At 45.4% G+C, this 25007-nt stretch carries 23 protein-coding genes and 1 riboswitch; of the genes, 8 read left to right on the top strand and 15 right to left on the bottom strand.

Annotation, left to right across the window (positions count from 1 at the left end; translation table 11 throughout):
* Positions 1-17: 17 nt before the first annotated feature.
* Positions 18-125, bottom strand: a riboswitch (TPP riboswitch).
* Positions 126-172: 47 nt separating this feature from the next.
* From FFM75_RS06620 to larA, 7 genes are all read right to left on the bottom strand, one after another.
* Positions 173-700: a YbhB/YbcL family Raf kinase inhibitor-like protein gene (locus tag FFM75_RS06620; protein ID WP_137628403.1), complete on the bottom strand. Its 528-nt coding sequence runs from the start codon at positions 698-700 to the stop codon at positions 173-175.
* Positions 701-793: 93 nt separating this feature from the next.
* The gene (larE, locus tag FFM75_RS06615) at positions 794-1624 is read right to left on the bottom strand and encodes an ATP-dependent sacrificial sulfur transferase LarE (protein ID WP_137628402.1); all 831 of its coding nucleotides are present in this window, start codon (positions 1622-1624) and stop codon (positions 794-796) included.
* Positions 1625-1651: 27 nt separating this feature from the next.
* Positions 1652-2368 carry a D/L-lactic acid transporter LarD gene (larD, locus tag FFM75_RS06610; protein WP_137628401.1) on the bottom strand — a complete coding sequence of 239 codons (717 nt, stop codon included), beginning with the start codon at positions 2366-2368 and terminating at the stop codon, positions 1652-1654.
* Between the two features lie 4 nt (positions 2369-2372).
* Positions 2373-2861: a nickel pincer cofactor biosynthesis protein LarC2 gene (gene larC2, locus FFM75_RS14135; protein ID WP_137628400.1), complete on the bottom strand. Its 489-nt coding sequence runs from the start codon at positions 2859-2861 to the stop codon at positions 2373-2375.
* Positions 2831-3634, bottom strand: coding sequence for a nickel pincer cofactor biosynthesis protein LarC (gene larC, locus FFM75_RS14130; protein WP_137628399.1), 804 nt, complete (start codon positions 3632-3634; stop codon positions 2831-2833). Before larC ends, larC2 begins: the two co-directional genes overlap by 31 nt.
* Before the next feature lie 37 nt (positions 3635-3671).
* On the bottom strand, positions 3672-4409 hold the full coding sequence (gene larB / locus FFM75_RS06595) for a nickel pincer cofactor biosynthesis protein LarB (protein WP_137628398.1): 738 nt from the start codon (positions 4407-4409) through the stop codon (positions 3672-3674).
* A 1-nt stretch (position 4410) separates the two neighbouring features.
* Positions 4411-5685, bottom strand: coding sequence for a nickel-dependent lactate racemase (larA, locus tag FFM75_RS06590; RefSeq protein ID WP_137628397.1), 1275 nt, complete (start codon positions 5683-5685; stop codon positions 4411-4413).
* Positions 5686-5913: 228 nt separating this feature from the next.
* Here larA and FFM75_RS06585 point away from each other — a divergent pair, with 228 nt between their 5' ends.
* From FFM75_RS06585 to FFM75_RS06570, 4 genes are read left to right on the top strand one after another with little or no spacing between them, the layout of a single operon-like run.
* The gene (locus FFM75_RS06585) at positions 5914-6579 is read left to right on the top strand and encodes a Crp/Fnr family transcriptional regulator (RefSeq protein ID WP_137628396.1); all 666 of its coding nucleotides are present in this window, start codon (positions 5914-5916) and stop codon (positions 6577-6579) included.
* Positions 6580-6594: 15 nt separating this feature from the next.
* Positions 6595-7578 (top strand): cobalt transporter CbiM, encoded by a 984-nt coding sequence (gene cbiM / locus FFM75_RS06580; RefSeq protein ID WP_137628395.1) that lies wholly within the window; start codon positions 6595-6597, stop codon positions 7576-7578.
* Complete coding sequence (locus FFM75_RS06575) at positions 7556-8380, top strand: energy-coupling factor transporter transmembrane component T (protein ID WP_223876628.1); 825 nt, start codon at positions 7556-7558, stop codon at positions 8378-8380. Before cbiM ends, FFM75_RS06575 begins: the two co-directional genes overlap by 23 nt.
* A 1-nt stretch (position 8381) precedes the next feature.
* Positions 8382-9113 (top strand): energy-coupling factor ABC transporter ATP-binding protein, encoded by a 732-nt coding sequence (locus FFM75_RS06570; protein WP_137628394.1) that lies wholly within the window; start codon positions 8382-8384, stop codon positions 9111-9113.
* Positions 9114-9301: 188 nt separating this feature from the next.
* Here FFM75_RS06570 and FFM75_RS06565 read toward each other — a convergent pair whose 3' ends face one another.
* The 4 genes from FFM75_RS06565 to FFM75_RS06550 are packed head-to-tail and all read right to left on the bottom strand — an operon-like array spanning position 9302 to position 14234.
* A complete protein-coding gene (locus tag FFM75_RS06565) occupies positions 9302-11599 on the bottom strand; it encodes an NAD(P)H-dependent oxidoreductase (RefSeq protein ID WP_137628393.1) in 2298 nt (765 codons plus the stop codon).
* A complete protein-coding gene (locus FFM75_RS06560; RefSeq protein ID WP_137628392.1) occupies positions 11592-12548 on the bottom strand; it encodes an FAD:protein FMN transferase in 957 nt (318 codons plus the stop codon). Before FFM75_RS06560 ends, FFM75_RS06565 begins: the two co-directional genes overlap by 8 nt.
* A 22-nt stretch (positions 12549-12570) precedes the next feature.
* Positions 12571-13332 (bottom strand): type I 3-dehydroquinate dehydratase, encoded by a 762-nt coding sequence (aroD, locus tag FFM75_RS06555; RefSeq protein WP_137628391.1) that lies wholly within the window; start codon positions 13330-13332, stop codon positions 12571-12573.
* Between the two features lie 23 nt (positions 13333-13355).
* Complete coding sequence (locus tag FFM75_RS06550) at positions 13356-14234, bottom strand: shikimate dehydrogenase (protein WP_137628390.1); 879 nt, start codon at positions 14232-14234, stop codon at positions 13356-13358.
* Positions 14235-14382: 148 nt separating this feature from the next.
* Between FFM75_RS06550 and FFM75_RS06545 the strand changes: the two genes are divergently transcribed.
* The 3 genes from FFM75_RS06545 to FFM75_RS06535 all read left to right on the top strand — a co-directional run bounded on the left by FFM75_RS06545 (position 14383) and on the right by FFM75_RS06535 (position 18364).
* Positions 14383-15312 carry a LysR family transcriptional regulator gene (locus FFM75_RS06545; RefSeq protein ID WP_137628389.1) on the top strand — a complete coding sequence of 310 codons (930 nt, stop codon included), beginning with the start codon at positions 14383-14385 and terminating at the stop codon, positions 15310-15312.
* Between the two features lie 91 nt (positions 15313-15403).
* A complete protein-coding gene (locus tag FFM75_RS06540; RefSeq protein ID WP_137628388.1) occupies positions 15404-15997 on the top strand; it encodes a hypothetical protein in 594 nt (197 codons plus the stop codon).
* Between the two features lie 723 nt (positions 15998-16720).
* Positions 16721-18364, top strand: a complete 1644-nt coding sequence (locus FFM75_RS06535) for a peptide ABC transporter substrate-binding protein (protein ID WP_137628387.1) — start codon at positions 16721-16723, stop codon at positions 18362-18364.
* Positions 18365-18408: 44 nt separating this feature from the next.
* On the opposite strand, the gene FFM75_RS06530 is transcribed toward FFM75_RS06535, so the two are convergent.
* The 4 genes from FFM75_RS06530 to FFM75_RS06515 form a co-directional block, all read right to left on the bottom strand.
* The gene (locus FFM75_RS06530) at positions 18409-18846 is read right to left on the bottom strand and encodes a pyridoxamine 5'-phosphate oxidase (protein WP_137628386.1); all 438 of its coding nucleotides are present in this window, start codon (positions 18844-18846) and stop codon (positions 18409-18411) included.
* Positions 18847-19544: 698 nt separating this feature from the next.
* Positions 19545-21329 carry an ABC transporter ATP-binding protein gene (locus FFM75_RS06525; RefSeq protein ID WP_137628385.1) on the bottom strand — a complete coding sequence of 595 codons (1785 nt, stop codon included), beginning with the start codon at positions 21327-21329 and terminating at the stop codon, positions 19545-19547.
* Complete coding sequence (locus FFM75_RS06520; RefSeq protein WP_137628384.1) at positions 21316-23040, bottom strand: ABC transporter ATP-binding protein; 1725 nt, start codon at positions 23038-23040, stop codon at positions 21316-21318. The genes FFM75_RS06525 and FFM75_RS06520 overlap by 14 nt, the downstream gene beginning before the upstream one ends.
* Positions 23041-23187: 147 nt before the next feature.
* Entirely contained in the window at positions 23188-24072 is an 885-nt protein-coding gene (locus FFM75_RS06515) for an EamA family transporter (protein ID WP_137628383.1), read from the bottom strand.
* 238 nt (positions 24073-24310) lie between these two features.
* Between FFM75_RS06515 and FFM75_RS06510 the strand changes: the two genes are divergently transcribed.
* Complete coding sequence (locus FFM75_RS06510; protein ID WP_137628382.1) at positions 24311-24847, top strand: hypothetical protein; 537 nt, start codon at positions 24311-24313, stop codon at positions 24845-24847.
* Positions 24848-25007 lie beyond the last annotated feature (160 nt).

Here is a 25007-nt window from a genome sequence, read left to right as displayed (position 1 = left end):
ACCCGGGGCTGCTTAAAAAAGTAGCAATGACACTTTCCCTACGCAAGTTTGAACTTACAGGTTCGAAGGGATCGGTGCGCACTTGCACCATCTCAGCCCGACTATGGACACCCCTAGTGTTGTATTGGTATTAACAAATTCAGTTTAGCGGTTGTAAGCGCTGCCGTCAACCTTATTTTCGTGTGTAGGTCAAGTTAGCATGCGCCGTAGCTAAAACGTGGCCCTCACTCGCCCGCATAAAATCAGAAAAGTAATATCCGGCTGTCAGCGGTAGCATCGTCTCCAGCGCATAGACTTCTAAGCGATAAATATGTTCACCACCACGTGGTCGCGGCCCAGTATAATGTTGGGTCAAATCATAATCAAACCCGATTGGCCGCTTAATTTGCGCTAAAATATTGCCGATACTGTTGGTCCCTTGCACGCAAAATTCCTGTCGACTTGCATCTTCAGGGATTGTCACTGTCGGACCGGTCACCGGAATATTCGCACCTAACCAATGCAGCCAAGAATAGCCGACAATCGGAATCGTATCATGATCGATCACATCAAAGGCAACGGTTTTAGTCCCAGTGGGTAAATCCGTTACGGTAAATGGAAATGAGGTCAAATTGAGCCCATCGATCAATTGATCTGCAGGTTGGTTGATGCCATATGCATCCGGTAAAGCTGGCCCCGTGAATGGAAATGCTAGTTGCATCTGAATCAAGTCCTTTGCTAAAAATGTTTCACGTGAAACATTGTATCAAAAAAGCGGGCTAACTCATTAAAGTTAACCCGCTAAATGGCTATTTTAAGCAAATGTTGCTAATTGTTTGGCCGTTAACGTCTCGTTCATCCGACCACTCCGGAAGCCACCTAAGTCTAAGGTGACATAGCGGAACCCTAAAGCTTGTAACTTGCGATTGACCCGGTCATTGAAGACCAAGAAATCACCGATTCGGGCTTCAGGTAATTCGATCCGGGCGATATCATCATGATACCGAACCCGTACGGTTGGGAACCCTAAGCCCCGTAAATAGTGTTCCGCTGCCATGACTTGCGCAATATTTTCATGCGTCAAAGTCGTATTGTATGGGAACCGGGATGAAACCGAGCAAGAAGCGACTTTATTCCAGTTGTTTAAATCTAATTCTTGGGCCAATGCACGGACGTCGACTTTATAAAAGCCAGCTTCTTGCAATAGACTACGGGCACCAGCTTCTGTCCGGGCTTTCAGACCAGGACGATAATCTTGTTCATCATTTTTGATCATCCCGTCTAATACAGCCTTGCTACCATTTTCAGCGGCCATTTCAGTTAACCGGGTATAGAACATCTTTTTCGCATAGTACCAACTGTCAGGGGTATTGTGTTCAATATGAGTGTCACTCAAGTAGTCCAACATCGTCGTTTGGACGTTCGCCCCTAATGTTTGGGCCAAACTAACGGCCTTTTCAAATTCTTCATTCGTAAATAATTCTGAATTAGCGACCACCGCGGTTACTTTGTCAGCCCCTAAAACATCCAAAGCCATTTTCAAAACGACCGTACTGTCGATACCACCTGAAAAGGCGACCGTAACGCGGTCTAAATCTTGTAATAAGGTGGTTAAAGTTGCTTTTTTCGTTGCTAAAGTTGTCATTATAATTGCCTTCTTCATTTTATTAAATTAATTGATCCCAAAAAAGCCGTGCATAAACCAGGCGGCACATGCAGCCCCTACAAATGGGGCAATCCCTGGCACGATAATGCCATATTGCCAATCGCTGTCTGCTTTATTGGCAATTGGTAAAAGCGCATGCGCAATTCGTGGTCCCATATCACGCGCTAAATTCATCGCAAATCCGGTCGGACCCCCGAGTCCCATCCCAATTGCCCAAACTAATAGTCCGACGCCAATCGGCACGACACCCGGCGTTTTTACCGTTGAGATGGCTAAAATACCCGCAATAAAAATAAATGTGTCAAAGAATTCCACAAAAAAGTTGCGTGGTAAATTCCGAACGGCCGGTGACGTGCAGAATAAGTTCCGAATCGTAATTGGTGAAATCTCGTTAGTCGAAGCCTTAAAATGGTCCGCATACATTACCCAAACGATGACTGACCCTAATATCCCGCCAAGCACTTCCGCGAGTGAATAAGGAACTAAGCTCGTCCAAGCTAAGTTGCCCAAAATGCATTGCGCCAAAACCATTGCCGGATTGAGGCAAACATTACCAAAAATAAATAAGGCGATGCTAATCCCAAAGCCCCAAGTCGTAATCGCAAAGATATGGCCGGAGCCCCGATATTTAGTCCCTTTGAGTACCGTACTACAATGCACCCCGACCCCAAAGATAATCATCAAAGCCGTGCCCATTAGTTCTGCTAATAATGCGTGTAACAATACGCTATTCCTCCGATTTTAACTGTTGTACAGCAACCAGTGCTGCTTGATAGACGGTATTGAACGGTACGTGCTGCGTTTGTGCCAGCTGCGCGCAGTCCGCATACTCTGGCATTCTTTTCGTCAAATCGCCATACGTGGCAACTTTTATTTGCACCGGACCATACGCTGTTGTGACGGTTTCAAAATGGCGTTGCATAATCGTCCGTTGCCAAGTTTGATATCGCACACCAATCGTGCTCGTTTCACTTAAGATGATTTTCGTCAAAGCTAACCGCGCTTGCGGATCACCTAAAACCGATAATTTAGTTGCGGGTCGATCTTTCTTCATTTGAATCGGGGTGAAGTAAACATCATAGGCGCCCGCAGCTAACAGTTGCGCCATCACATACCCCAGTCCTTCGCCCGTTTGATCATCTAAATTTGCATCTAATTGTAAGACGGCGTCTTTAGTGTGTGTGACTAATTGATGACTGAGTTTTTTTTTTCGAATAAAACGGCCCGTAGTGCATTGAACCCACCAGTATCTCGTTTGCCAAACCCATAACCCACTTTAATTGGGGTAATTTCAGCGGGTAGTGGGCCAAAATCATGGACTAGTGTTTTCACCAACCCCATCCCAGTTGGGGTAATTAATTCGGTGTGCACATCTAGTCGTTGGTGAATGGGAATCTGAGTGCCGACCCGCATTTGCATCACCGCTGGCACGGGTACGGGCATTTGTCCGTGGGCCACATTAATAAAACCACTACCATCACTTAACGGTGACGCTTGCACCGTATCGATATTAAGTAGTTCTAGCCCGACACAACACCCGACGATATCGACAATCGAATCTAACGCCCCAACTTCATGAAAGTGGACCTCCGTGACTGGCAGATGATGGACCGTCGCTTCGGCTTGAGCAATGGCCGTAAAAATAGCTTGCGACCGTGATTTTACCGTCGCCGAAAGGGCACTACTTTCAATCAAAGCTAAGATATCACGCAAATGCCGCGCAGCATGGTCATGATGATGATCACCATGATCGTGATGGTGGTGATGTTCAACAAAGCCATGATCTTTGCCCGTTGCTAAAACAACGTCAAAACTAGTCCCATAAATACTACTTTTGGCTAAACGTGCTTGCGTCAACTGGTAACCTGAAACGGGTAATTTGGCTAATTCTTGTTTTAAGGCGTTAAAATCTAACCCTAAATCCAATAAGGCGCCTAAAAACATATCCCCGCTAATTCCTGAAAACGCATCTAAATATAAGGTTCGCATTTCTGATTTTTGCTCCCGTTCAGTTATCTGAATAACATTATAATTGATTGATCAGGCTGGCCGAATAAGCTGCCCCAAAGCCGTTATCAATATTGACAACGGTGATACCAGACGCGCAACTATTGAGCATCGTCAATAGTGCCGTCATACCTTGGAAGTTTGTCCCATAACCGACACTCGTAGGTACCGCAATCAGTGGCTTATCAATTAGCCCACCAACGACACTGGCTAAAGCCCCTTCCATCCCAGCAATCACAATAACGACTTTCGCACCACGAATTAGGGCTAACTTGGCAAAAAGCCGATGAATCCCGGCAACGCCGACGTCATAGACCCGTTCAACGTGATTGCCAAAAGCTTGCGCCGTTAGGGCGGCTTCTTCCGCCACCGGTAAGTCAGACGTGCCCGCCGTTACCACTGCAATATAATCTGATTGCTTCGGCGTCGGTAAGGCCCCCACCGTCATGCATTGGGCGGTTTGATGGTAGACCGCTTGCGGTAGTGCTGGCTGTAACGCTGCGAACTTCTCCGCTGACAACCGCGTCGTCAAAATCGGCGTCGATTGGGTCGGCATTGCTTGAATAATACCGGCGATTTGAGTCGCGGTCTTGCCGGCCCCATAGATCACCTCAGGAAAGCCATTGCGCTTTTGCCGACTTAAATCAACATTGGCAAAACCCAAATCAGCGGTTTGGCTAACTTCTAATTGTGTACTGGCGGCTTGCGGCGTCAATTGACCAGCTGCCACCGCGTTTAAAACATCTAAGGTCGTCATCTTACTTGACGATAACGCCTAAGCCATCAGGGACAACGGTGACTTTAGCGGCCTTCCCTTCACGGGCATATGCCTTGGCCATCGCTTCATCTAAAGTCTTTGCAAGTTCCATGTGCATCCCGGTAATCAAGTCAGGATCAACCAGATCTGACACAAAAATCACGTGATGATGAACTAAGATCCGTGCAAAGATTTGTGCTGTCCATTGATCAGGAATCGTTTTTAGCCGCGGCGTGTTGACTGCTTGGTCAAGAAAGTCTTTTGGATCGTCAACATCAGCTAAGTTATGGAAGAACCCATCGCCACCATGACCATCGCGAGCCCCGGCTACCATAACGATCGTGCCGCCTTCTTTATTGGTCGCTTCAGCGGCCGTCATGCCTTTAACGGCTTGATAAATATTTTGGTCTAACGGATAGCCCCCATTAGTTGAGATGGCAATATCACAAGGTACTGCTGGCACACTAGATAAGTCTTTGACGAATTGGCACCCGACTTTATGGGCAGCTTCCATATCACCAGCAAATGACCCGATAATCTTTTTGTCTTCATCTAAAACAACGTTGACGATAAACGCAAGCTTGGCGGTCCGGGCTGCATAGACCATATCTTTATGGATTGGATTATGCATCAAGTTCCCAGTCCGGGCTTTAGGTGAGTTGATAAATTCACCAGAATGATTTGCCATGATTGTCTTATATGACGCAATCCCGGGTAACACCGACTTGCGACCACCAGAAAAACCGGCAAAGAAATGGGATTCAATAAAGCCTTCTGAAACTAATAAATCTGCTTCAGCGGCTACTTTATTAATGATGCAGTCACCACCAGATGGCAATTGGCCGATTTTAACCATCGTGTCATCATCAGTTGACACATGCATGACGATCTCTTCATTGGCAACGATGTCAGCGCCATATTTGTTAACTAACTCTTCGTGCGTTGATGGCCGATGAAAACCAGTCGCGACTAAGATCCGAATCCGGGCATCGGGCGCCACACTGCGCAATCGCCGCAATAAGATGGGCGTAATAATATGTGACGGCACTGGTCGAGTGTGATCAGAACTAATAATGACAATGTTGTGTTTTCCTTTAGCTAAGCTTTCTAAGCTATCTGAGCCAATCGGTTGGTCTAATGACCGTTCGACCGTTTCGCTTTCGGATAATTTGTTATGATATGTTGCCGCTTGTGAGACTAATTTACCAGCAAAGTTTGCTGCTGGAATCTCCGCAGTCAACGTGGTTTTGTCATAGGGTAACTTGATGGCAACCATGATATGTGGGCATCCTCTTTCGTTAATTGATTTTTTAGCACGTAGCACTGGTTATACGCGTTTGTCGGTCACTTGTCTTCAACATTTAAAGTTTTCAAAATGTGTTAACAAATGTATACTTTAAATGCGATTGTCACAATTTTAAAAACCGGTATGATGGGCAAAGTGATTAGCTGCAACTGGCAATGGCCACGCCCTAATCTCATAAATGAAAGAACTGAATCTAAAATGGTACTAACTGATATTGAATATCTACTGAGCTATTTGGAGGCGCACCACGTCCCCACCATTCAAAAAAAGCGCCACACTTATTTGACGTATCACGGCTTGGCTGAACATTATACGTACGTGTTAAAAGACGGCATCATCAAAAACAGCATCATCTTACAAGATGGGCGTGAATTTAACTTATCGTACATTGCCAAACCTGATGTGATTTCATTACTCCGTGATGAAGTCTCACGCTCGACTGATCAACCATTTAACGTGCGCATCGAGTCAGAATACGCGACCTTTTATCAAGTCAATCGAGTGGCATTTTGGAAGTATGTCAACAGCACGCCTGAATTACAGAACTACGTCAAAAATTACTACCGCAAGAAGCTCTCGGAAAACATTTTTCGCCTCCAGCGAATGGTGATGAATGGCAAAAAAGGCGCGATTTGTGCTTTTATTTATAGTTTGGTTGACTTATTTGGACGCAAAATCAAAGACGGTATTTTAATTGATTTTATCGTCACGAACGACGATATCGCCGGTTTTTGTGGTATCAGTTCCCGCAGCAGCGTGAACCGGATGCTTAAAGAACTCCGCGAAGATGGCGTCTTATCCGTCCAAAATCACAAATTCGTGATTCAAGATATCAGTTACCTCTTAGATCAAATCGCTAATTAGAAGAGGTGCTCATCCGTGCATATTCCGGATAATTATTTAAGTCCTGCAACTTGTGGGACGCTCGCTGTAGCGATGGTGCCCATCTGGACTGTTGCGGTTTTAAAAGTTAAAGTACAACTCAAACGCCAGCGCGAAACGTTACCCATGTTGGGCATTGCGGCTTCACTGGCGTTTTTAATTATGATGTTTAATCTCCCTATTCCGGGTGGCACGACTGCCCATGCCGTTGGGGGGACCTTATTAGCCGTCTTAATAGGCCCGTGGGCGGCCTGTTTGGCGTTAACCGTTACATTAGCCCTCCAAGCCTTACTCTTTGGTGACGGCGGAATTTTAGCGTTTGGTGCAAATGCCTTGAATATGGCCGTGATCATGCCATTTGTCGGTTATGCCTGTTATCGGCTCGGTCAAAAGTGGCGGCATCCCAAAATCGGGCTTGCGGTCGGTGCTTACCTGGGCATTAATACCGCAGCCCTAGTTGCTGGTATCGAGTTAGGCTTGCAGCCTTTGCTCGCGCATACGGCTAGTGGTGCCCCGCTATATTGTCCTTACGGGTTAAACATTGCCGTACCGGCGATGTTAGCGGCTCACTTACTCGTCGCCGGTTGGGTCGAAATGGGCTTCACATTATTGGTCTATCAATTCGTTCAAAAAGTCGCCCCGACCAGCCTTTACCAAACGGCCCCGCGCACGTCACAACGCCGCTGGCTTGGCTTGCTACTTGGCTTAGCCATCTTAACCCCGCTCGGACTACTCGCCAGCAATACTGCTTGGGGTGAATGGGGGCCTAGCGAGCTCAAACACTTGTTAGCGCAACAACACCTAACTGCTCAAGTACCGCAAGGGATGGCCCACGGGTTACATTTCCAAGCCCTATTTAGCGACTACGCCATTGCCGGGCTCCCGGTTAGTGTGGGTTATATTTTGTCAGCATTAACTGCGATTATGATTTTTGGTTTATTGATTCGAGGCTTACAACATGATACCCAACTTAAAAACTAAGCCCCTGCCGACTTGGCTAACAGTCCCCAACCACCCGGTCAAGTCCAAGCGCCGAGCTAGCATGCAGTTTCTCAGCCGCAACCAGCACCATTTGCGGCATTTATTGCAGCGCCTTGCCCAACCGGCACCAGTTCAACCATCAAGCTGGCCTTTGAGCCCGCAAATTAACTTATTACGCTTAGGGTTAGTCTTACTGCTGATTGCCAGTGTTCATAGCTTCGTTTGGCTATGGGGATTAGCCTTATTATTAGGCCTGCAATTGCTCTTGTTACCGCCACGGCAGTTGCGCTACTTTATCCGTCGTTGGCTACTGAGTTGTTGCATCGCCGTCATCATTGTCTTACCTAGCTATTGGTTAGCCGGACCAGCAACTGTCGTTTTCTTTGGCGTCAAAACAAGTCTGATGTTGGCCAACGCGCAATACTTTCGCCTGACAACCACGTTTCAAGATGTATTGGCTGGACTCAAAGCTTGGCATTGCCCCAATGTATTGATCATGACTTTAGCGATCGCCATGATTTATTTACGCATGTTAGGACAACATTTATTACTTACAACCGAAGCCTTAGACTTACGGTTGGTCGCACCAACTCGTCACCCTTATCGATTGATTGGCGCCTTATTTGGCAATCTCTACTTGAAAAGCTATGCGTATGCACTGGAACTTTATGCGGCCATGGAAGCGCGGGGCTTTAACGGCCACTATGCCAAACCCGTTGGCACAGCGAGTCATTGGCGCGATTACTTATCGTTAAGTCCGGTTTTAATTTTAATGGGCTTATTGTTATTTGGAGGACATTAACTTGGCATTACTCACTTTAAACACCGTTAGTTATGACTATCCCACCACACATGGGTTAGTCGATTTGACCCTCACCGTTGACGCTGGCGAGTTCATTTGCTTAATGGGACCTAATGGGTCTGGCAAGTCGACCTTACTGCGGCTGTTAAGTGGCTTAACCACGGCTAGTCACGGGACCTATCAACTTGCCGGCCACGCAATTAACGCCGCCTACTTGGCAGATGCGGTCAAACGTCAACAGCTGCATCAACAAGTCGGGATGGTCTTTCAAAATACTGACGTCCAATTGTTCAACCCTACGGTCGCCGAAGAAGTCGCCTTTGGGCCCCAACAGCTAGGGCTACCTGCAGCGGCCGTCACACAACGGGTCACTGATTGTTTAGCCTTAACTCACAGTACTGAACTACGTGATCGCGTGCCCTATCAATTATCCGGTGGCGAAAAAAAGCGCGTGGCTTTAGCCAGCGTGCTCGCGTTAAATCCTGATATTTTATTATTAGATGAACCCCTAAATGGCTTAACGATTGCCGCGCAACAAGACATGTTAGTCTTGCTGCAACAATTACAACGTGCCGGCAAAACGATTATTATGGCAAGTCACAACTTTCAACAGGTTCAAAGCGTTGGTCAGCGTTTCTTGATTTTTAATGCGGACCATCAGATTGAAGCTGACGTAACGCAAGCTGAATTAGCCACTGATACAACCTTACAAGCGCAATTAATGACATTATAAAATCAGATAACAAATCGGGTCTCCAAGTCTGGAGACCCGATTTATGTTTCTTCAATAAAATTTCCTGTTAATCTAGCACTTGATCCAATGTTTCACGTGAAACATTGCCGGCAAAAAGCCCGTCACGGGTTAGGCGTGACGGGCTAAAAGGTTGAGCAGGAATTATACTTCATTCAAGAGATTAGCGTTTATGCTAAGACCGGCGCAGCTTCATCGGTTTCAATGAAGGTTAAGAAGTTACCAAAACATTGTTTTAAGAAGGCTACGCTCCCTTGATCGGTCAATTGACCGTGGTCATCAAATTGAGTGCCGGCTTTTGGCAACATAAATTCATTACCAGGTAAAACTTTCGCGTCAACGCCGGGTGCATCTAAGATTTGACGCAAGTTCATTTGGGCCCGAACGGTGCCTTGAATCCCCAGTGACGTACCAACGATCATCACGGGTTTGTCAGTGAAAGGATGTTCTTTGCAAGATAACCATTCCAGCGCACTCTTCAACGCCGCTGGGATCGCATGATCATATTCAGGCACTGCAATCACGACACCATCAGCGTCATCGATTTTGGCACAGAGAGCCTTGACATTAGCGGGTTCATCATCGACCAAATCCTCGCTAAAGAGTGGCAAGGATTTGATTTCTTCAATGCTAAAGTTGATTTGGGCATCAAACAACTCTTGCATCGCTTGTAACAACTTGCGGTTATACGACTTAGTCGCATTCGTGCCCATCAAGGCAACGATATTTAAGTCAGTTTCACCACTCGCTTTTTGCGTATCCGCATTCGCACTAGCTGCGGCTCCCGCGACATATCCAGAAGAAATGCCCCAAGTGTTCATCATACTTGGCATCGAGTCATGCCCATTAGCCCCGCCAGCCACTTCACCGGCCGCATAATAATTTGCGACTGGCACAGCATCTTTCGTGACTAATTCTAAGTCCGGTGTCGTGACGGTATAGCCGCCCAACGTCGTGGCAAAACGCCCGCGTTGTTCAACTAAGTAGTAGGTTTCCCCCTCAAAGCCATGTAAGAATTGTGCGTCTCGCTTAAAGTCAGGATCAGTCCCAGCCTTAGCGTAGCCTTGATAGTCAGCAACGGTTTGTTGTAACCCGGCCGCATCAATTCCGGCGGCTTTAGCGACTTCCGTTAACGTCCCCTTGGTAAAGATTGGCGTCGTATCAGGATTGTCAAAGAAGTTTTGGATTTCTTTAGGCGTAAAGTCATGTAAGACTAACAAATCATAAACTTGTTTCCAAGTCCGTTCATCCATCAACATAAAGGCCACTTTATCCGGTTGCGCTAAGATGGCATCTCGGAAGTCACTATAAACTGCCGATTCGTTTACAATGCGTTGGCCTTTCGTATTGACGTATAAGGCCCCCATATCGGTCGCCTTTTTTGACGCATACGTCGTTAACTTCGCCACGCCGGGTTCAACTTCAACCCCGTGTGGATAAACTTTATACCACCCTAAATCATGTGTCTGCAGATTTAATTTGGCATTAAAGTCATAGGCATCGCCAGTCGACGTCATTGGCCCATAGTAATCCAAGCCCTTGCTTTCAGTCCCTCGCATCTTTTGGTTGGCACCATGGCCACCAGTTGCCAATACGACTGAGCGGGCTTTGATTTTAACTGGAGTAGCATGTTGGTAAGCGACCAACCCATTGACATCCCCATGACGATTAAAAGTCAAGGCTTCAACCCGTGTATCTAACAACGTCTTGCCACCGTGTTCATTGAACGCTTTCGCCACTTTTTGAATAAATTCATAGCTGCTGGCAGTTGGCAATTCGATTTGCCGGTTGATGGAATGTTCTGGCGTTTGTGTCTGCGCTTTTTGATAATGCAAATCCGCAAAATCACTAATAAAATCAATCGCTGGCCCAATATTATTGACCATCAAATCGGTCATTGCTGGATAGTTGGTATGTTTACTTTCACGGGTCACATCTTCAGCTAAGGTCGCTGGGGTATCGTGGTTATCACCGAAAATACCGGCCGCCACTTTTGACCCCGTTCCGGTGACGTTTGACCCGTTTAAAATCGTCGCACCACCAAGATAACCATTCTTTTCAACTAAGATTACCGATTGACCCTTAGTTAAGGCCCGACTACCGGCGACTAACCCAGCTTCACCGCCACCAATGACAACTACGTCAGCACTTAGATGCGTCGTGCCAGTTGCTTTAGTGGCTTTTGGTTTAGGCGTCAACTTAACATCTTCATCGGCAACGGCTTTTTTAGCTGAATCCAATAACGCTTGCGTCATGACGGTCGCACCACTGATTGTATCCACGTTAAAGGATTGTTCAGTAATCACACTCTTTTTGAGTTTGTCGATTACTTGGTTAAAAATCCCGGACGTTTCTGAATGTTTCAAAATTTTCAAATCTTCAATTTTATTGTCATCGACATCGACTTCGTAACTAATGATGCCGTTATGGCCCATTGCTTGGCCTTTAATTTGTTTTGCATTACTCATATTGGTACACTCCTTCGCTCAAATGCTGTAACCCAGCAGTCGTATGGATTTGCTGCTGGTGATCGATAAAGATTGCTTCGACTTGTGGTAATTGATTAATATAGTTAACACCAGCGGTGACGCCCTTAAAAAAGGCCACCGTTGATAATATTTCAGCGTATTCAGAATTAGTCGTCAGGATTGACACTTGTTCAATCGGGCGGGCCACTGGATAACCCGTCTGCGGGTCTAAAATATGATGATAAACGCGATTACCAATCCGGAAATAACGTTCAAAGATGCCTGAGGTGACCACTGTTTTAGCCGTGGTCACTACTTGTAAGGCAGGATAGCCGCGTGGGGCTTTGGGGGCTTGAATCCCAACGGTCCACTGACCGGTTGGCGTGGTCGGGTTGCAACCTAACAGCTTCACGTTGCCACCTAGATTGACGATTGCCTGGTCAATACCGGCTGCTTGTAATTGCCCGATCATTTGATCGGCGAAGTACCCCTTGGCAATTGCACCTAAATCTAACATCATCCCAGGATGGGTTAGATACACACTATGTTGCGCGGCATCTAGGACCACTGCATTAGGGTCAGTCAGTGCTAGGGCCTGATCGATGGCCGCTTGTTCAGGTACCGTTTGCCCACCAAACCCGATCCGCCATAACTTAACGACTGGGCCCATCAACACATTAAAACTCGTGGCCTGTTGTTGCGAAGCCGTTACCGCCCGTTGGATCAAGTCAAAGCAAATCGGACTAACCGCCACCGGGTGCTGTCCGGCGTGACGGTTAATAGCCATTAATTCTGAATCCGGTCGATTCATTGAAAAGACCCGGTCCATAGTAGCGAGATAATTATAAAGCGCTTCCACAATTGGCTGGTTGGGGGCAAACAACGTGATCGTAATAACCGTCCCCATCATGGAAAACTGTGATACATATTTCTTATGAGCACCGGTCATCGCTTGCCCCTCCTAACCTGTTCTAATTTAATTTCAGTGCTTGTAGCATTGGTCGTAACCGATCTAATGCGATTTGACCAGGTGCTGAGCCAGCACCGACCGTCGCAAATGACAGGCATGATCCAAAGACCTCCCCAGCAACCCGGGAAACTTTACCTAAATCACCCATCGACATGGTAATGACGGGTTGGTCTAAAGTTTGATGAACTTGGTTAGTCGCTGTTAACAACGTCAACACGTCTTCAACAGATTGTGGCATAACTGCGATCTTAGGCACATCGGCCCCAAATTCGGCCATACTCGTTAAGCGCGCGACGATTTCAGCGGCACTTGGTGTTGCTTGAAAATCATGATTACTCATGACGATCACCACTTTTTGTTCATGTGCAGCTTTTACCGTTTGTTTGACGGCAGCTTCATCATGATAGCGTTCAACATCTAAAGCATCGGTGAAGTGTCCGGCAATGACGGCGCGACAAATCTCAAAATAAGCCGCTTCATCAGGTAAGAGCAACGCCCCACCTTCACCTTGGGTCCGAAACGTGGTGAGTAATGCAATATCACCTAACGTTTGACGAATTTGTTGCCCAGCAGTAATTAATTTTTCCCGATCAGTGACATCGGCAAAATAATCGATCCGCCATTCAACTAAGTCTGGCTTTTCAGCAACGATTGGTTTCAATTGTCGTAGTAACGCAGTCGTCGTCCGACCAGTAATCGGGACCGCCAGTTTAGGCCGGTCGCTGCCTAATAATATATTGCGAACTTTTACAGGTTGCGTCATGTTAATGGACCCCTCTCATCTCATTAGTGCTTGTCATCAAATAAAATCTGGCGAATATAGTCAACGGGCATCTCTTTACCCGTCCAAAGCTTAAAGGCTGCGGCGCCTTGTTCTAGCATCATCCCTAAGCCGTTAAAGACATGTTCGACACCAGCTTGTTCAGCAACTTTCATTAATTTCGTGGTTCGTGGCGCGTAAACCGTGTCGAAAACCACTAAGTCTTTACGGAACCAACTTGGGTCAGTCACTAACGTTTCATCTTCAAGTGGCTTCATCCCAACTCCGGTGGCATCCGTATAAATAAAGGAATCTGCGATTTCAGCTTTCAAATCATCGCGATTTTCTAATTCATGTAAGGTTGCTTTGCAGTTGGTCTTTTCATTTAATAAGGCCACATTCCGCTTGGCATTTTCCCAAGAATCATCATGTTGATTAAAGATCGACATTTCAGTGACGCCATCTAAAGCAGCTTGAACTGCGATGGCTGTTCCGGCACCACCCGCACCCGCTAATATCATCTTATGGCCACGAATGTTGATGCCTTCATCATCTAACGACTTCATAAACCCAATCCCATCAGTCGTGTAACCGGTTAAAATTCCGTCATCATTAACAATCGTATTAACGGCACCAATCATCTCAGCGGCTGGATCTAACTTGTCCAATAATGGAATGACTTTTTGTTTGTTCGGCATTGAAATGTTGGACCCACGCATGTCCAAGGTCCGAATCGATTGAATCGCTGCTGGCAACGTATCATTCGTCACTTCAAAAGCCAAGTACGCGTAATTCAACCCCAGTTTTGCAAAGGCGTTGTTATGCATGGTTGGTGACATCGAATGTCTGATTGGGTAAGCCATCAAGCCAATTAAAATTGTATGTCCATCGATTCGTTCCGTCATTTCAAATCACTCCTAAATAAATATTGTTGTTTTTTATAAATTGTTACTTAATTCACTTGCTATGTTAGCAGTTTCAATTATTATATTAAATAGGGATACGTTGTTTAATCAATAAAATTATTCTATTAGTCAGCAAGGAGTTGAGCCCATGAATTTACGGCACCTGATTTTCTTCAAAGAACTAGCCCGCACCCAGCATATGTCCCAAGCCGCAGAAAACCTTGGTATCTCACAACCTTCACTTAGTTATGCCATTAAAAAGCTCGAAGATGAGCTTGGCGTGCCGTTATTTGAACCCGATGGCCGCAATATCAAATTGACTCAACTCGGCGAAGTCTATTTAAAGTACGTTACCGCTAGTTTAAATGATTTATCACAAGGCAATGACCTCATTAGTCAGTTAATGGATCCCAATCAAGGACACGTTAATTTTGGCTTTACCTATACTATGGGGCAGCAATTAGTGCCCGAACTCGTCACCCATTTTAAAGCTGAGCCCAATAATCATGCGATTACGTTTACGATGGGCCAGAGCAACTCAGGCCATCTATTGCAAGATTTAGATCATGAAAAATACGATGTGGTCATCACCTCATACGTCGATAAAATCGGCGATCTCGAAACTGAGAATCGCTTCCAGTTCATTCCAATCGTCCAACAAGAGATCATGGGCGCCGTGCCCGCTGACAGTGAACTTGCGCGCGTGGAAAAATTGACGGTGAAAGCTTTAGCTGATTACCCGATGATCATTTTCGCGAAAAATAGTGGCTTGCGGCCATTGATCGACCAGATTTTACAGACCGCCAAGACAGAACCCAACATCTTGTACGAAGTTGAAGAAGACCATACGATGGCCGGCTTTGTGCAGTATGGTCTAGGTGTGGCTTTGATGCCGTACTTACCATTGTTAGATCAAGAGAAGATTCGCTTACGGCATTTAGCGGACAATGAATTAAATCATCAAATGTACATGGTTGTGAAGCAAAATCGCTTTATGACCCCTTCTGTTCACCGATTCGTGGAGTTCGTCCGGAGTTATTGTTGGCAGCAGTATACTAATGTTGGGAAAATGATTTAAAGAGGCATCGATAAGTTAATTGATATGCTAAAATCGTCATGGACTTATTTTTTAGTTCATGACGATTTTATTTTCTTTGGAGGAGAAAATTATGCTTAAAAAATATTCATTTGGTTTATTAGTGATTGCGACCACAGCCTTAGGTATCGCAGCCAGCCACCCTACAACAGTCCATGCTACGAGTCACAGTACCATTCCCACATCCTTGCGTGGTACTTGGTATCAAGCTAACACGACTTACAACCAGCACGGCAAGGCAGTCCTAAAAAAGGGCTATCAGGTCATCAAATTATCTAAACACACCGTCACGACTTGGGCTAGCAACGACCGTGGTCGTCGTACCAGTAAAAAGCTCGTCATTTTAGCCAGCAAGTATCATAATGACTATCGCCATTTATATGTGACCAAAGGCCCACTATTCAACAAACAACGCTACGTTTACAACTTGCCAGATATGAATTTACAAGCTGTTCAACCAGCAGGTCGCAAAAATACGATTGGGTTTACTGACGGTTGGGGATTTTGGACCACCCATAAAACTTACAAGCATCATAACTATCACTTATTAGGCGCCTATCAACGTCAAGGTTACGTTGAATATTGGGCCAATAAACGGGTACATCATATCTTTTCATATACCACCATGTCACAACACAAGTTAAATCAATTAGGTTTTAAGAAATAGCTCCTTATAACGAGCGGACATTAAACAACCGGTTTTGAAGCCATTGTTTAATGCCCGCTCGTTGTTAATAATTGCAATTTTTTGCTAACTGGTTAATTTTGACCGATCAGTAAAATATAATCAGCTTTAGTCGCGTTGCGGTAATCCACACATGTATTTAATCTGTTTGAGGCCATTTTATTTAAAATCACGGACCAGTAGCTTGATTCGGAACACTTTTTTACTACTAACGTTCCAATTTCAATTTAGCTCAAAGTCGTTCAAAAACCCATCGAAATTATTTTCATAGTTGACAAACGTTTTCCATGCGCTGTACACTAGACCCAACTTAAATATCGTCCTTTTAAACCAATGAAGTGGAGATCAAGATTATCGTGCCCGCCCAGAGAGTCATCGTTGCTGAGAGTATGACCGAACGCAGATAATTAAATGGACCACCGAGGGCTTTTCCGAAATTTTTAGAGTACGAAAAGACGTGCGACATACGTCAGTTGTCAAGAGAATGTTGGTTCTCTATAAAGTTGGCGTGCATATTTAATCTTTTAACGGTTGAAGTGGACGCAATTCAAGGTGGCACCGCGGGTAAAACCGTCCTTACACAGCATTGGCTGGCAAAGGACGGTTTTTTTGATTTCTAAAACGGGGTGAACCACATGCAACAACGATGGCAAAGCTTAATGATGATCCAAACCAAGTCACAACACTATTTGGAGGAATTTTATCATGAGCTTATTGACACACAAAAAATCATTACTCGTCTTCGGCGGGGTTATTATTATCGGTGGGATTTTTTTCACACTCAAAGCTAACGCAACCCCTGCCAAAACAACGGTTACGCAAAGTATCAACTTATCTGAAAGCACTAACTTAACTAGTCTCGATACGTCAAAAATCACTGACGGCGTGTCCAGTGCCCAGTTGAGCCAAGTCGACGAAGGCTTGTATCGCCTGAATCAAAACAGTCAACCAGTTAATGCTTTAGCGACCAAAACAACTATTACAAACCATGGCAAAACATACACGATCGACTTGCATCACGACGGTCGCTGGAGCAATGGTCAAGCAGTTACCGCTAAAGATTTCGTTTATTCATGGAAACGGACCCTGAATCCAAAAACTAAATCAGAATTCACGTACCTATTCACCAACATTAAAAATGCCGATACCATTGCGGCTGGCAAAAAAGCCCCTAGTACGCTTGGTGTTAAAGCCACTGGCAAGTATCAATTAACCATTACGTTGAGTAAACCAGCCGCCTACTTTAAAAAACTCCTGGCCAGCACCACCTTCTATCCATTGAACCAAACTGCCGTCAAAAAATACGGTCGTCAATACGGGACCACTTCTAGTAAGACGGTCTATAATGGGCCTTTCGTGGCCACTGGCTGGAACGGCACCAATGATAGCTGGACGTTAAAGAAAAATTCTGACTATCGGGCTAAAAAAGTCGTTAAATTAAAGACCATTCATTACCAAGTCATCAAGTCTGGGACGACCGCTTATAATTTATATCAAGCCAATAAGCTTGATATGGTCACTTTAACCGGTGAACAAAATATCCAAAATCAAAACAATGCATCCCTAAAGACTTTAGCTGGCGGCCGGGTGGGTTTTATTCAATATAATCAAAAAGATAAAGTAGCCGCCAATCGAGACCTACGAACCGCCATCTCACTAGCTATCAATCGTGACCAATTAGTCAACAAGGTACTTGAAAACGGCTCCGTCACCGCCAAAAGTTTTGGTGTTAGCAATATGCTTAAAAATCCCAAGACTGGCAAAGACTTTGTGACCGATGCTTATACTAAAAACACGGTAGCTTACAATTTAGCAGCCGCTAAGCAACTTTATGCGACCGCTAAGCAGCAACTCCATCGATCCAAGTTAACTTTGACGATTACTTGTGCTGATGATGATACGAGTCATCAAGCTGCTGAATTTATTCAAGGCCAATTAACCAGCCATTTGAAAGGTTTAACGGTCAATGTTCGCGCGATGCCATTCACTTCAATGCTGTCAAAAGTTTCTCAAGGTGACTTCCAGTTAAACCTCACAAGCTGGGGCATGGATTTTGCGGACCCTACTCAAGCATTGACAATTTTGACTAGTCATAGTAATTCCAACATGGGACATTACCATAGTCAGGCATTTGATCAAGCCATGGCTAAAGCTGAAGGCACTGATGCGATGAGTGCCACCGCTCGTTACCAAGATTTATTAACAGCCGCCAAAACGGCGATGCGTGATCAAGCCGTGACGCCACTTTATGAAAGTCGCAGCCACATCCTCGTTAAAAGCAATTTAAAAGGTGTTGTTTACAATAAATTTAGCGGTGATATGGATTTCCGTACCGCCTATGTGAAGTAACTAAAAAATCAGACCCATCACTTCAAAGTGACGAGTCTGATTTTTTAGTTAAAATGCAACGTTCCTTTATCTTGACCCAAACCAGGATCAACATAAACATCGTTTAATTTCAATTCAAACACAACCAATGATGAGCCAATCATATCCCAAACCATTTGATAATTCGGTACCGTCTTCAAATATAATGGCAATAAATCATCAACCATCGTTAATTTCGAACGCTTTAACTGCACATGTTGTGCCCGCATATAGGGGTTGCCCGGAGTGCCATCATTAGGGATGGTAATAAACGCAATATCTGGATTCTGGTCATAGACCGCTAAAGTTGGGCTATTCTCAACTGATGAAAAGTACAATGTATCTGGCTGTTCCTCACGCCAAACGATATTGACGATTTTAACGTCGGCTTCGCTATTTACAGCTGTACTCAAGGCAATTTTGTTGGTGGTGGCTTTAACTTGTTTAAATCCTGCAAGATCCATATTTGATTCCATCCCTTCATTAATTAACTCATAAAACAATTATACCGCAAATCAACCGTTTATCAAACAAACGTTCCCCCAGGAATTCAAAGATAATGTTTCACGTGAAACATTATCTTTCTACCAGCCAATCCGTAATCAAGCTTTCATAATTTGTAATTAATTGCTCTTCTTCCACAAACTTGCCAAATAAGTGGATCGACTGCATTTTTGGGGCTAACAAGGGGCCGTTACGTCTAGTTGCCGTGTTCGTTGTCGATCCTGTTTTCCGTATCTAGTTAACCAATCGATGACATTATTGGGGGTTTGCAAGGCCATCAACGCGGTGCTTGGTGTTTGTGCTGATTAACTCAAGAAATGGTCAGTCTTTTGAATCCCCCGACTATCTAAATCCCCTAAAATAGGCGAATTGTAATTGCCGTTGTGCCAACTGTTGGATTAGTTGGGCATAAGCTGGATTGAAGTCATTGCCCGCCTGATTAATCAATGACCAAGCAAACACCCCATTACTTTCAATGACGCTTGTGCGTTTAGTCTCCTCGCTTTCCAATCATTATTATTAACTTTAAGTAGACGAAAAGACAGACAAGTGGTCTATACGCTTACATTGCTAGTTCCGAGAACTAACTCAAAATTCATGTTCTGTGGCCATTAAAAAACTGCCGTGAAACCCCAATCAGGTCTCACAGCAGTTCATCTTAATCATCAAATTGACTCGCATACAACTGCGCATAGAATCCGTGTTGCGCTAACAAGCTTTGGTGCGTCCCCCGTTCAATAACGTGACCGGCCTTGATCACTAAAATTTGGTCAGCACTTTGAATCGTTGATAACCGATGGGCAATCACAAAACTAGTCTTGTTTTGCATTAATGCCGTCATCGCCGCCTGTACATCAGCTTCGGTTTGACTATCAATCGAGGCCGTCGCCTCATCCAAAACCAATACTGGTGCGCCAGTAATAAAGGCGCGCGCAATACTCAATAATTGGCGTTGGCCTTGTGATAATCGATGCGCATTTTCACTTAAAACTGTCTCATACCCGGCTGGCAATTGTTCGATAAACGTCGCCGCATGGGCTTGTTTAGCAGCCTGCTCGACTTCCGCATCAGTTGCTGTTGGTCGTCCTAAACGAATATTTTCCCGAATACTCATGGTAAATAAAAATGATTCCTGTTGGACCACCGTCACTAGGCGCCGTAAGTCTTGCCGGCGCAAGGTCGTGACATCTTGGCCATCTAGTAAGACGCGACCGGCCTTTAACGGATAAAGATTCGTCAATAAATTCATAATCGTGGTTTTCCCAGCACCAGTCGGGCCAACTAGGGCGACGACTTCGCCGGGATTAGCGACCAAGTTAATATCCGTTAGAATTGGCCGTGTCTCATAAGCAAGTGACACATGCTCAAACGCGACATGGCCAGTCGTTTGGGCCACTGGTTGGGCGGTCGGTAAATCTTGTTCCGGTGATTCATCAATCAACTCAAAGACCCGCTCAGCACTGGCTAATGACAACTGCAACGTATTGATCAAATCCAGCACATTATTGATGGGTCCCGTAAAGTTACGTAAATAAATTAAAAACGTAAAAATAATGCCGACCGTAATTGCATGACCACCTGTTAAAATCGATAGGGCCCCGGCCGCTGTGATTAAGACGTAAGCTAAATTATTGGTCATGTTATTAAACGGCCCAATAATCGATGACAACGCCTGGGCCCGAAAAGCGGCGCGGGTGTATTGGGCATTGGTTTGCCCAAAAGTTTGCATCGTTGCGGCCGTATGATCAAACAACTGCACTAATTGTTTATTTGAAACCGATTCTTCAATCTGCGTGTTCAAACTCCCTAGTGCCTGTTGCTGGGTCATAAACGCTTTTTGGGTAAGTTTGGCAATGGCCTTTGAGAAAAAGTAAGTTGCCACCGTACTGAGCAACGCAATCACGGTTAAAAGCGGCGACAAAATCAACATCGCTAACCCCATCCCAATCACACTAATAATCCCAGTAAATAGTTGGACGAACGTCTGCATCAAAGCAGTATTGATATTGTCGACATCATTGGTGAGTCGACTCATCACATCACCATTATCATGCGTATCAAAATAACGCATCGGCAACCGCTGCAAGTTGGTGAACACCGCTTGGCGAATTTTGGCACTGGTCGCCTGCGCGACTTTAATGATGATGGCATTTTGAAAGTAGGTTAAAATACTGGCAATGATGTACATGACTGCCAGCACTGCACAAACAACTAATAATAAGTGCAACTTATTGTGACTAATGTATCGGTCAACCACGATGCCGTTGATTCGATTACCCGCAATCGTCACTGCCGTCGTCACGATCGTTAGTAAGAAAACGATTCCTAGACGCCAGCGATACGCCGCTAAGTAGTGCCACACACGACCAACCGTATGGCGCCAATCCGTTAACACCACTTTTTCACGATGGATATTGCGTGGGACCCGCTTATGCATGTCCATGAGCATCATCTCCTAACTGCGTTTGCACTAGTTGCCGGTAGAATGCTGATTGCTGTAACACGGCTTGGTGGGTCCCTAGCGCGGTTACTTTGCCATCCGTTAAGACCATGATTTGATCGCAGTCCATTACATTGGTAACCCGCTGTGAAATCACAATCGTAGTCCGCTTGGCCCGTGTCTGCTGCAACCGGGCTTTAATTTGGGCATTCGTCGTTTGATCGACCGCACTGGTCGCATCATCGAGTACTAAAATATCACGATCTGGCACTAATGCCCGGGCAATATTTAGTCGTTGACGTTGCCCACCGGAAAAGTTCTTCCCGCCTTGTTCAACTGGTGCCGCAAATTTCTTTGGTAGTTGCGTGACAAACGTCGCGTCGGCCGTGGTGGTTGCCGCCGTCAAAACTGCATCGGTCGCCGTTTGGTCACCATAAGTTAAATTCGACCGGACCGTGCCGGAAAACAATTGTGAGTCTTGTAAGGCAACGGCTACTTTGTGGTGCACCGCCGCTAAACTTAACTGCTGGATGTCCACCCCACCAATTTTGATCGTACCAGTATACTGGTCAAAACGACGCGTCAATAAATTGATTAGGGAACTCTTCCCGGCACCAGTTGCCCCAATGATGCCTAACCATTGGCCAGCTGGCAATTCAAAACTCACTTGATTTAAGATCGGGGCACTCTGCTGATAACCAAACGTTACCTGGTCAAAGCTCACCTGACTCCCACTAGGGACTGTATCAGTCGCGACGGGCAATTGCTCAGCCGGTTCGGCCGCCAAGACCGCATTCACACGCGTTGCACTCGTTAAGGCGCGGGCAAAGGACGTAATAATATTCACTGTTTGGACCATGGCGGTAGTGATTTGAATCATGTAATTAACGAAAGCCATGATTTGCCCAGTACTAATTGTCTGACTAATCGCCAAGCTGCCCCCATAACTCAAAGCCAGTACCACGCCCAAATTCAACATCAATTGGATAATCGGTGATAGCCAAACCGTGGCTAACGTGGCTTGTTGACTCGCCTGTTGTAGGTGTTGATTATCCGTATTAAACTGCGTCATTTGATGTGGTTCTAACACATAAGCTTTGATGGTTTTAGCACCTTGCAAATTTTCCCGCATCACGCGATTGACCGTATCAACGGACTGTTGCATCTGCGTATATAGTGGCACACTACGCCGCACGATAACGACTAAAAAGATCACTAAGATCGGCATAATCACGTATAGAATCGGGGCTAAGTCTGGACACACGATCGCCGACATCACGATCCCACCAATCAGTAGCATCGGAGATCGAACCAACCCACGCGTCACCATCATGACCAAGTTTTGCATCTGGGTCACATCATTTGTGATTCGCGTAATTAACGTGGCTGGCTCTAAGCCACCCGGTTGGCGATCACTTAACGCGACCTTCAACAGATGTTGCCGTAATGCTTCACCCATCTTTAATGACGCATAACTCCCTAAGGTGCCACAACTGGCACCAAAAATCAGACCAAGAATCGCAAACAAGACCATTAGTAATGCATGTTGAACGACAAAGTTAAAGTCCCCTTTTGCTAAGCCACTATCAATGATTTTAGCCATTAACGTCGGTTGCTGTAGATCACAAAAAACTTCGCCCAGCATGATGATTGGCGCTAAAAAGAACGCCAGTCGCGTTTTGCCGTGAATATGTTGCATCATAATTTGAAACACTGGAATCCTTCCCATCTAAAAAAGCGCCACGAATCCCCTTGGCCTAGTATGGACTAAGGATCCGTGACGCTTATGAATGTAAGTACAATCATAGTCTAGGAAAATAACTAATGCAACCATTTTGCCGGCAATGTTTCACGTGAAACTTTAAGCGGCAGTTTTGCGGGCCGTCAGCCAGTTACTGATGACTACCGCACTAATGATCAAACCCACACCCACTAACTGCCAACCACTCACTTGCTCTTTTAAAATGACCCAAGCAACGGCAATCGACGCCGGTAATTCTAATGATGATAAGATGGGACCAACGCCTAATGCTAATTGCGGCATAAACAAGGTATAACATAATAATGGCAAGATCATTGAGAAAAAGGCGGTCAATAGCCCCCACTTAATCGCCGTAATGGTGACCGGCACGGTCATTAATTGGGGTCCCCAAACAATGACGATCAAACCTAACGCTCCAATACAGAGTAGCCAGGTCTTTGTGATGGGTTGTAACTGATTTCCGAGGCTCGCTGTAAACTGTAACGTACAGGCATAAGCGACCGCTGCCAAAAAGCTTAATGCTAGACCAATCCATGAGATCGGTTCAGTAATTGGCAATAGATCTGCTGCCAATACGGTCCCCAATAACACAACGCCAATACTCAATACTTGCAGTCGCGTTGGTCGGCGATGTTGCATGATCGCCCCTAATAAGACCGACAACCAGACGGATTGCATCAACATGATAGCGGCCACGGCTACTGGAATATAATGTAGTGCGGTGATATAAAAGGTATTCGTAAAACCTGAAGCGGTCCCTGCCGCGATAACTTGACTAACTTGGCGCCAATTAGTACCCTGTTGGCGCAATCGCCGACCATGAACGAGCTGACCCACGGTTAAAAGTACGGCAGCACTCAAAAATGACCAAAATAGTAGCGGCCCATTTGCGACCCCCTCGCGATTAGCCAGCTTGAATAAGGTCGCTGGAATCCCATAACTGATGGCCCCTAAAGCGACCATCACTGGCGCTAACTTTTTCAAAATAATGTCACCCTTCCAATAACGTCTATCACGTGCTCATACATTTTACTGAGCGACCGTTAAAGCCATTGTATGTTACCCCAACTGGTGTGACAACTATCGCCATAATTAACCGGCGTTGGCGCTTCACAATAACGCAACCGACAGCGTTGTTGAAATTAGGTTCAAATAATTAACTATAAGTAATTGTTAGTCCTCAAAAAATTGCGTATACTAGGGCGTTGAGGGGGGACTAACCATGCAAAAAACAAGTCTATGGGGTTGCTTAGCTGGGGTTACTTTGTTAACTGGCCTAACTGGTCTCGCAATCGTGACCACACCAGCAAAAGCCGCCACAGTCCGTGATTTCAGTCAGGTTAAACGCAATTGGGATGAAAACAACGTCATCACTAAATTACAACTTTATAAAACCAGTCACGGTCATTACGTGACGGGTAACCAATCCCAGCATTATTTTAATATGAAGATTACGAATCGAACCAATGAAGCGTTCCGCTTCCACTTTACCAAAGTGGTCGCCGACACTTCTGGCGGCGAATTCGACGGGTTCGCTTATAAGTTAACGCAACGACACGCCGCCGTTGTGGTCCAACCACACCATACTGTTACCGTCAAAAAAGCCTTTGCCACCAGTCAAACAAACTTGGCCAAATGGCTGATGCCTAAAAGCGAAAATTATTTAAGCTATGGTAAAAAGACGTCACGTTATATCTTCTTAATTACACCTAAAAATTTCTATCGGCTTTACCAAGCTGGTTACCATACGTTCGATTAATCAAAAAGACCTGCTTTAAGTTCAGCGCTTAAAGCAGGTTTTTGATTGACTTCTAACTAGGTTCTATGCGACACTAGCTGATGGTGCCAAACCATGGTAAGGGTACGCGATCGGTGCGCAAGCATTCAGAAGGTCGCCGCACCTTATCACGACATTCCCG

The organism is Lactiplantibacillus daowaiensis, assembly GCF_005405085.1.
GTDB lineage: Bacteria > Bacillota > Bacilli > Lactobacillales > Lactobacillaceae > Lactiplantibacillus > Lactiplantibacillus daowaiensis.
Note: the sequence above shows the minus strand (reverse complement) of the source record. Positions and strands in the feature narration are given on the sequence as shown.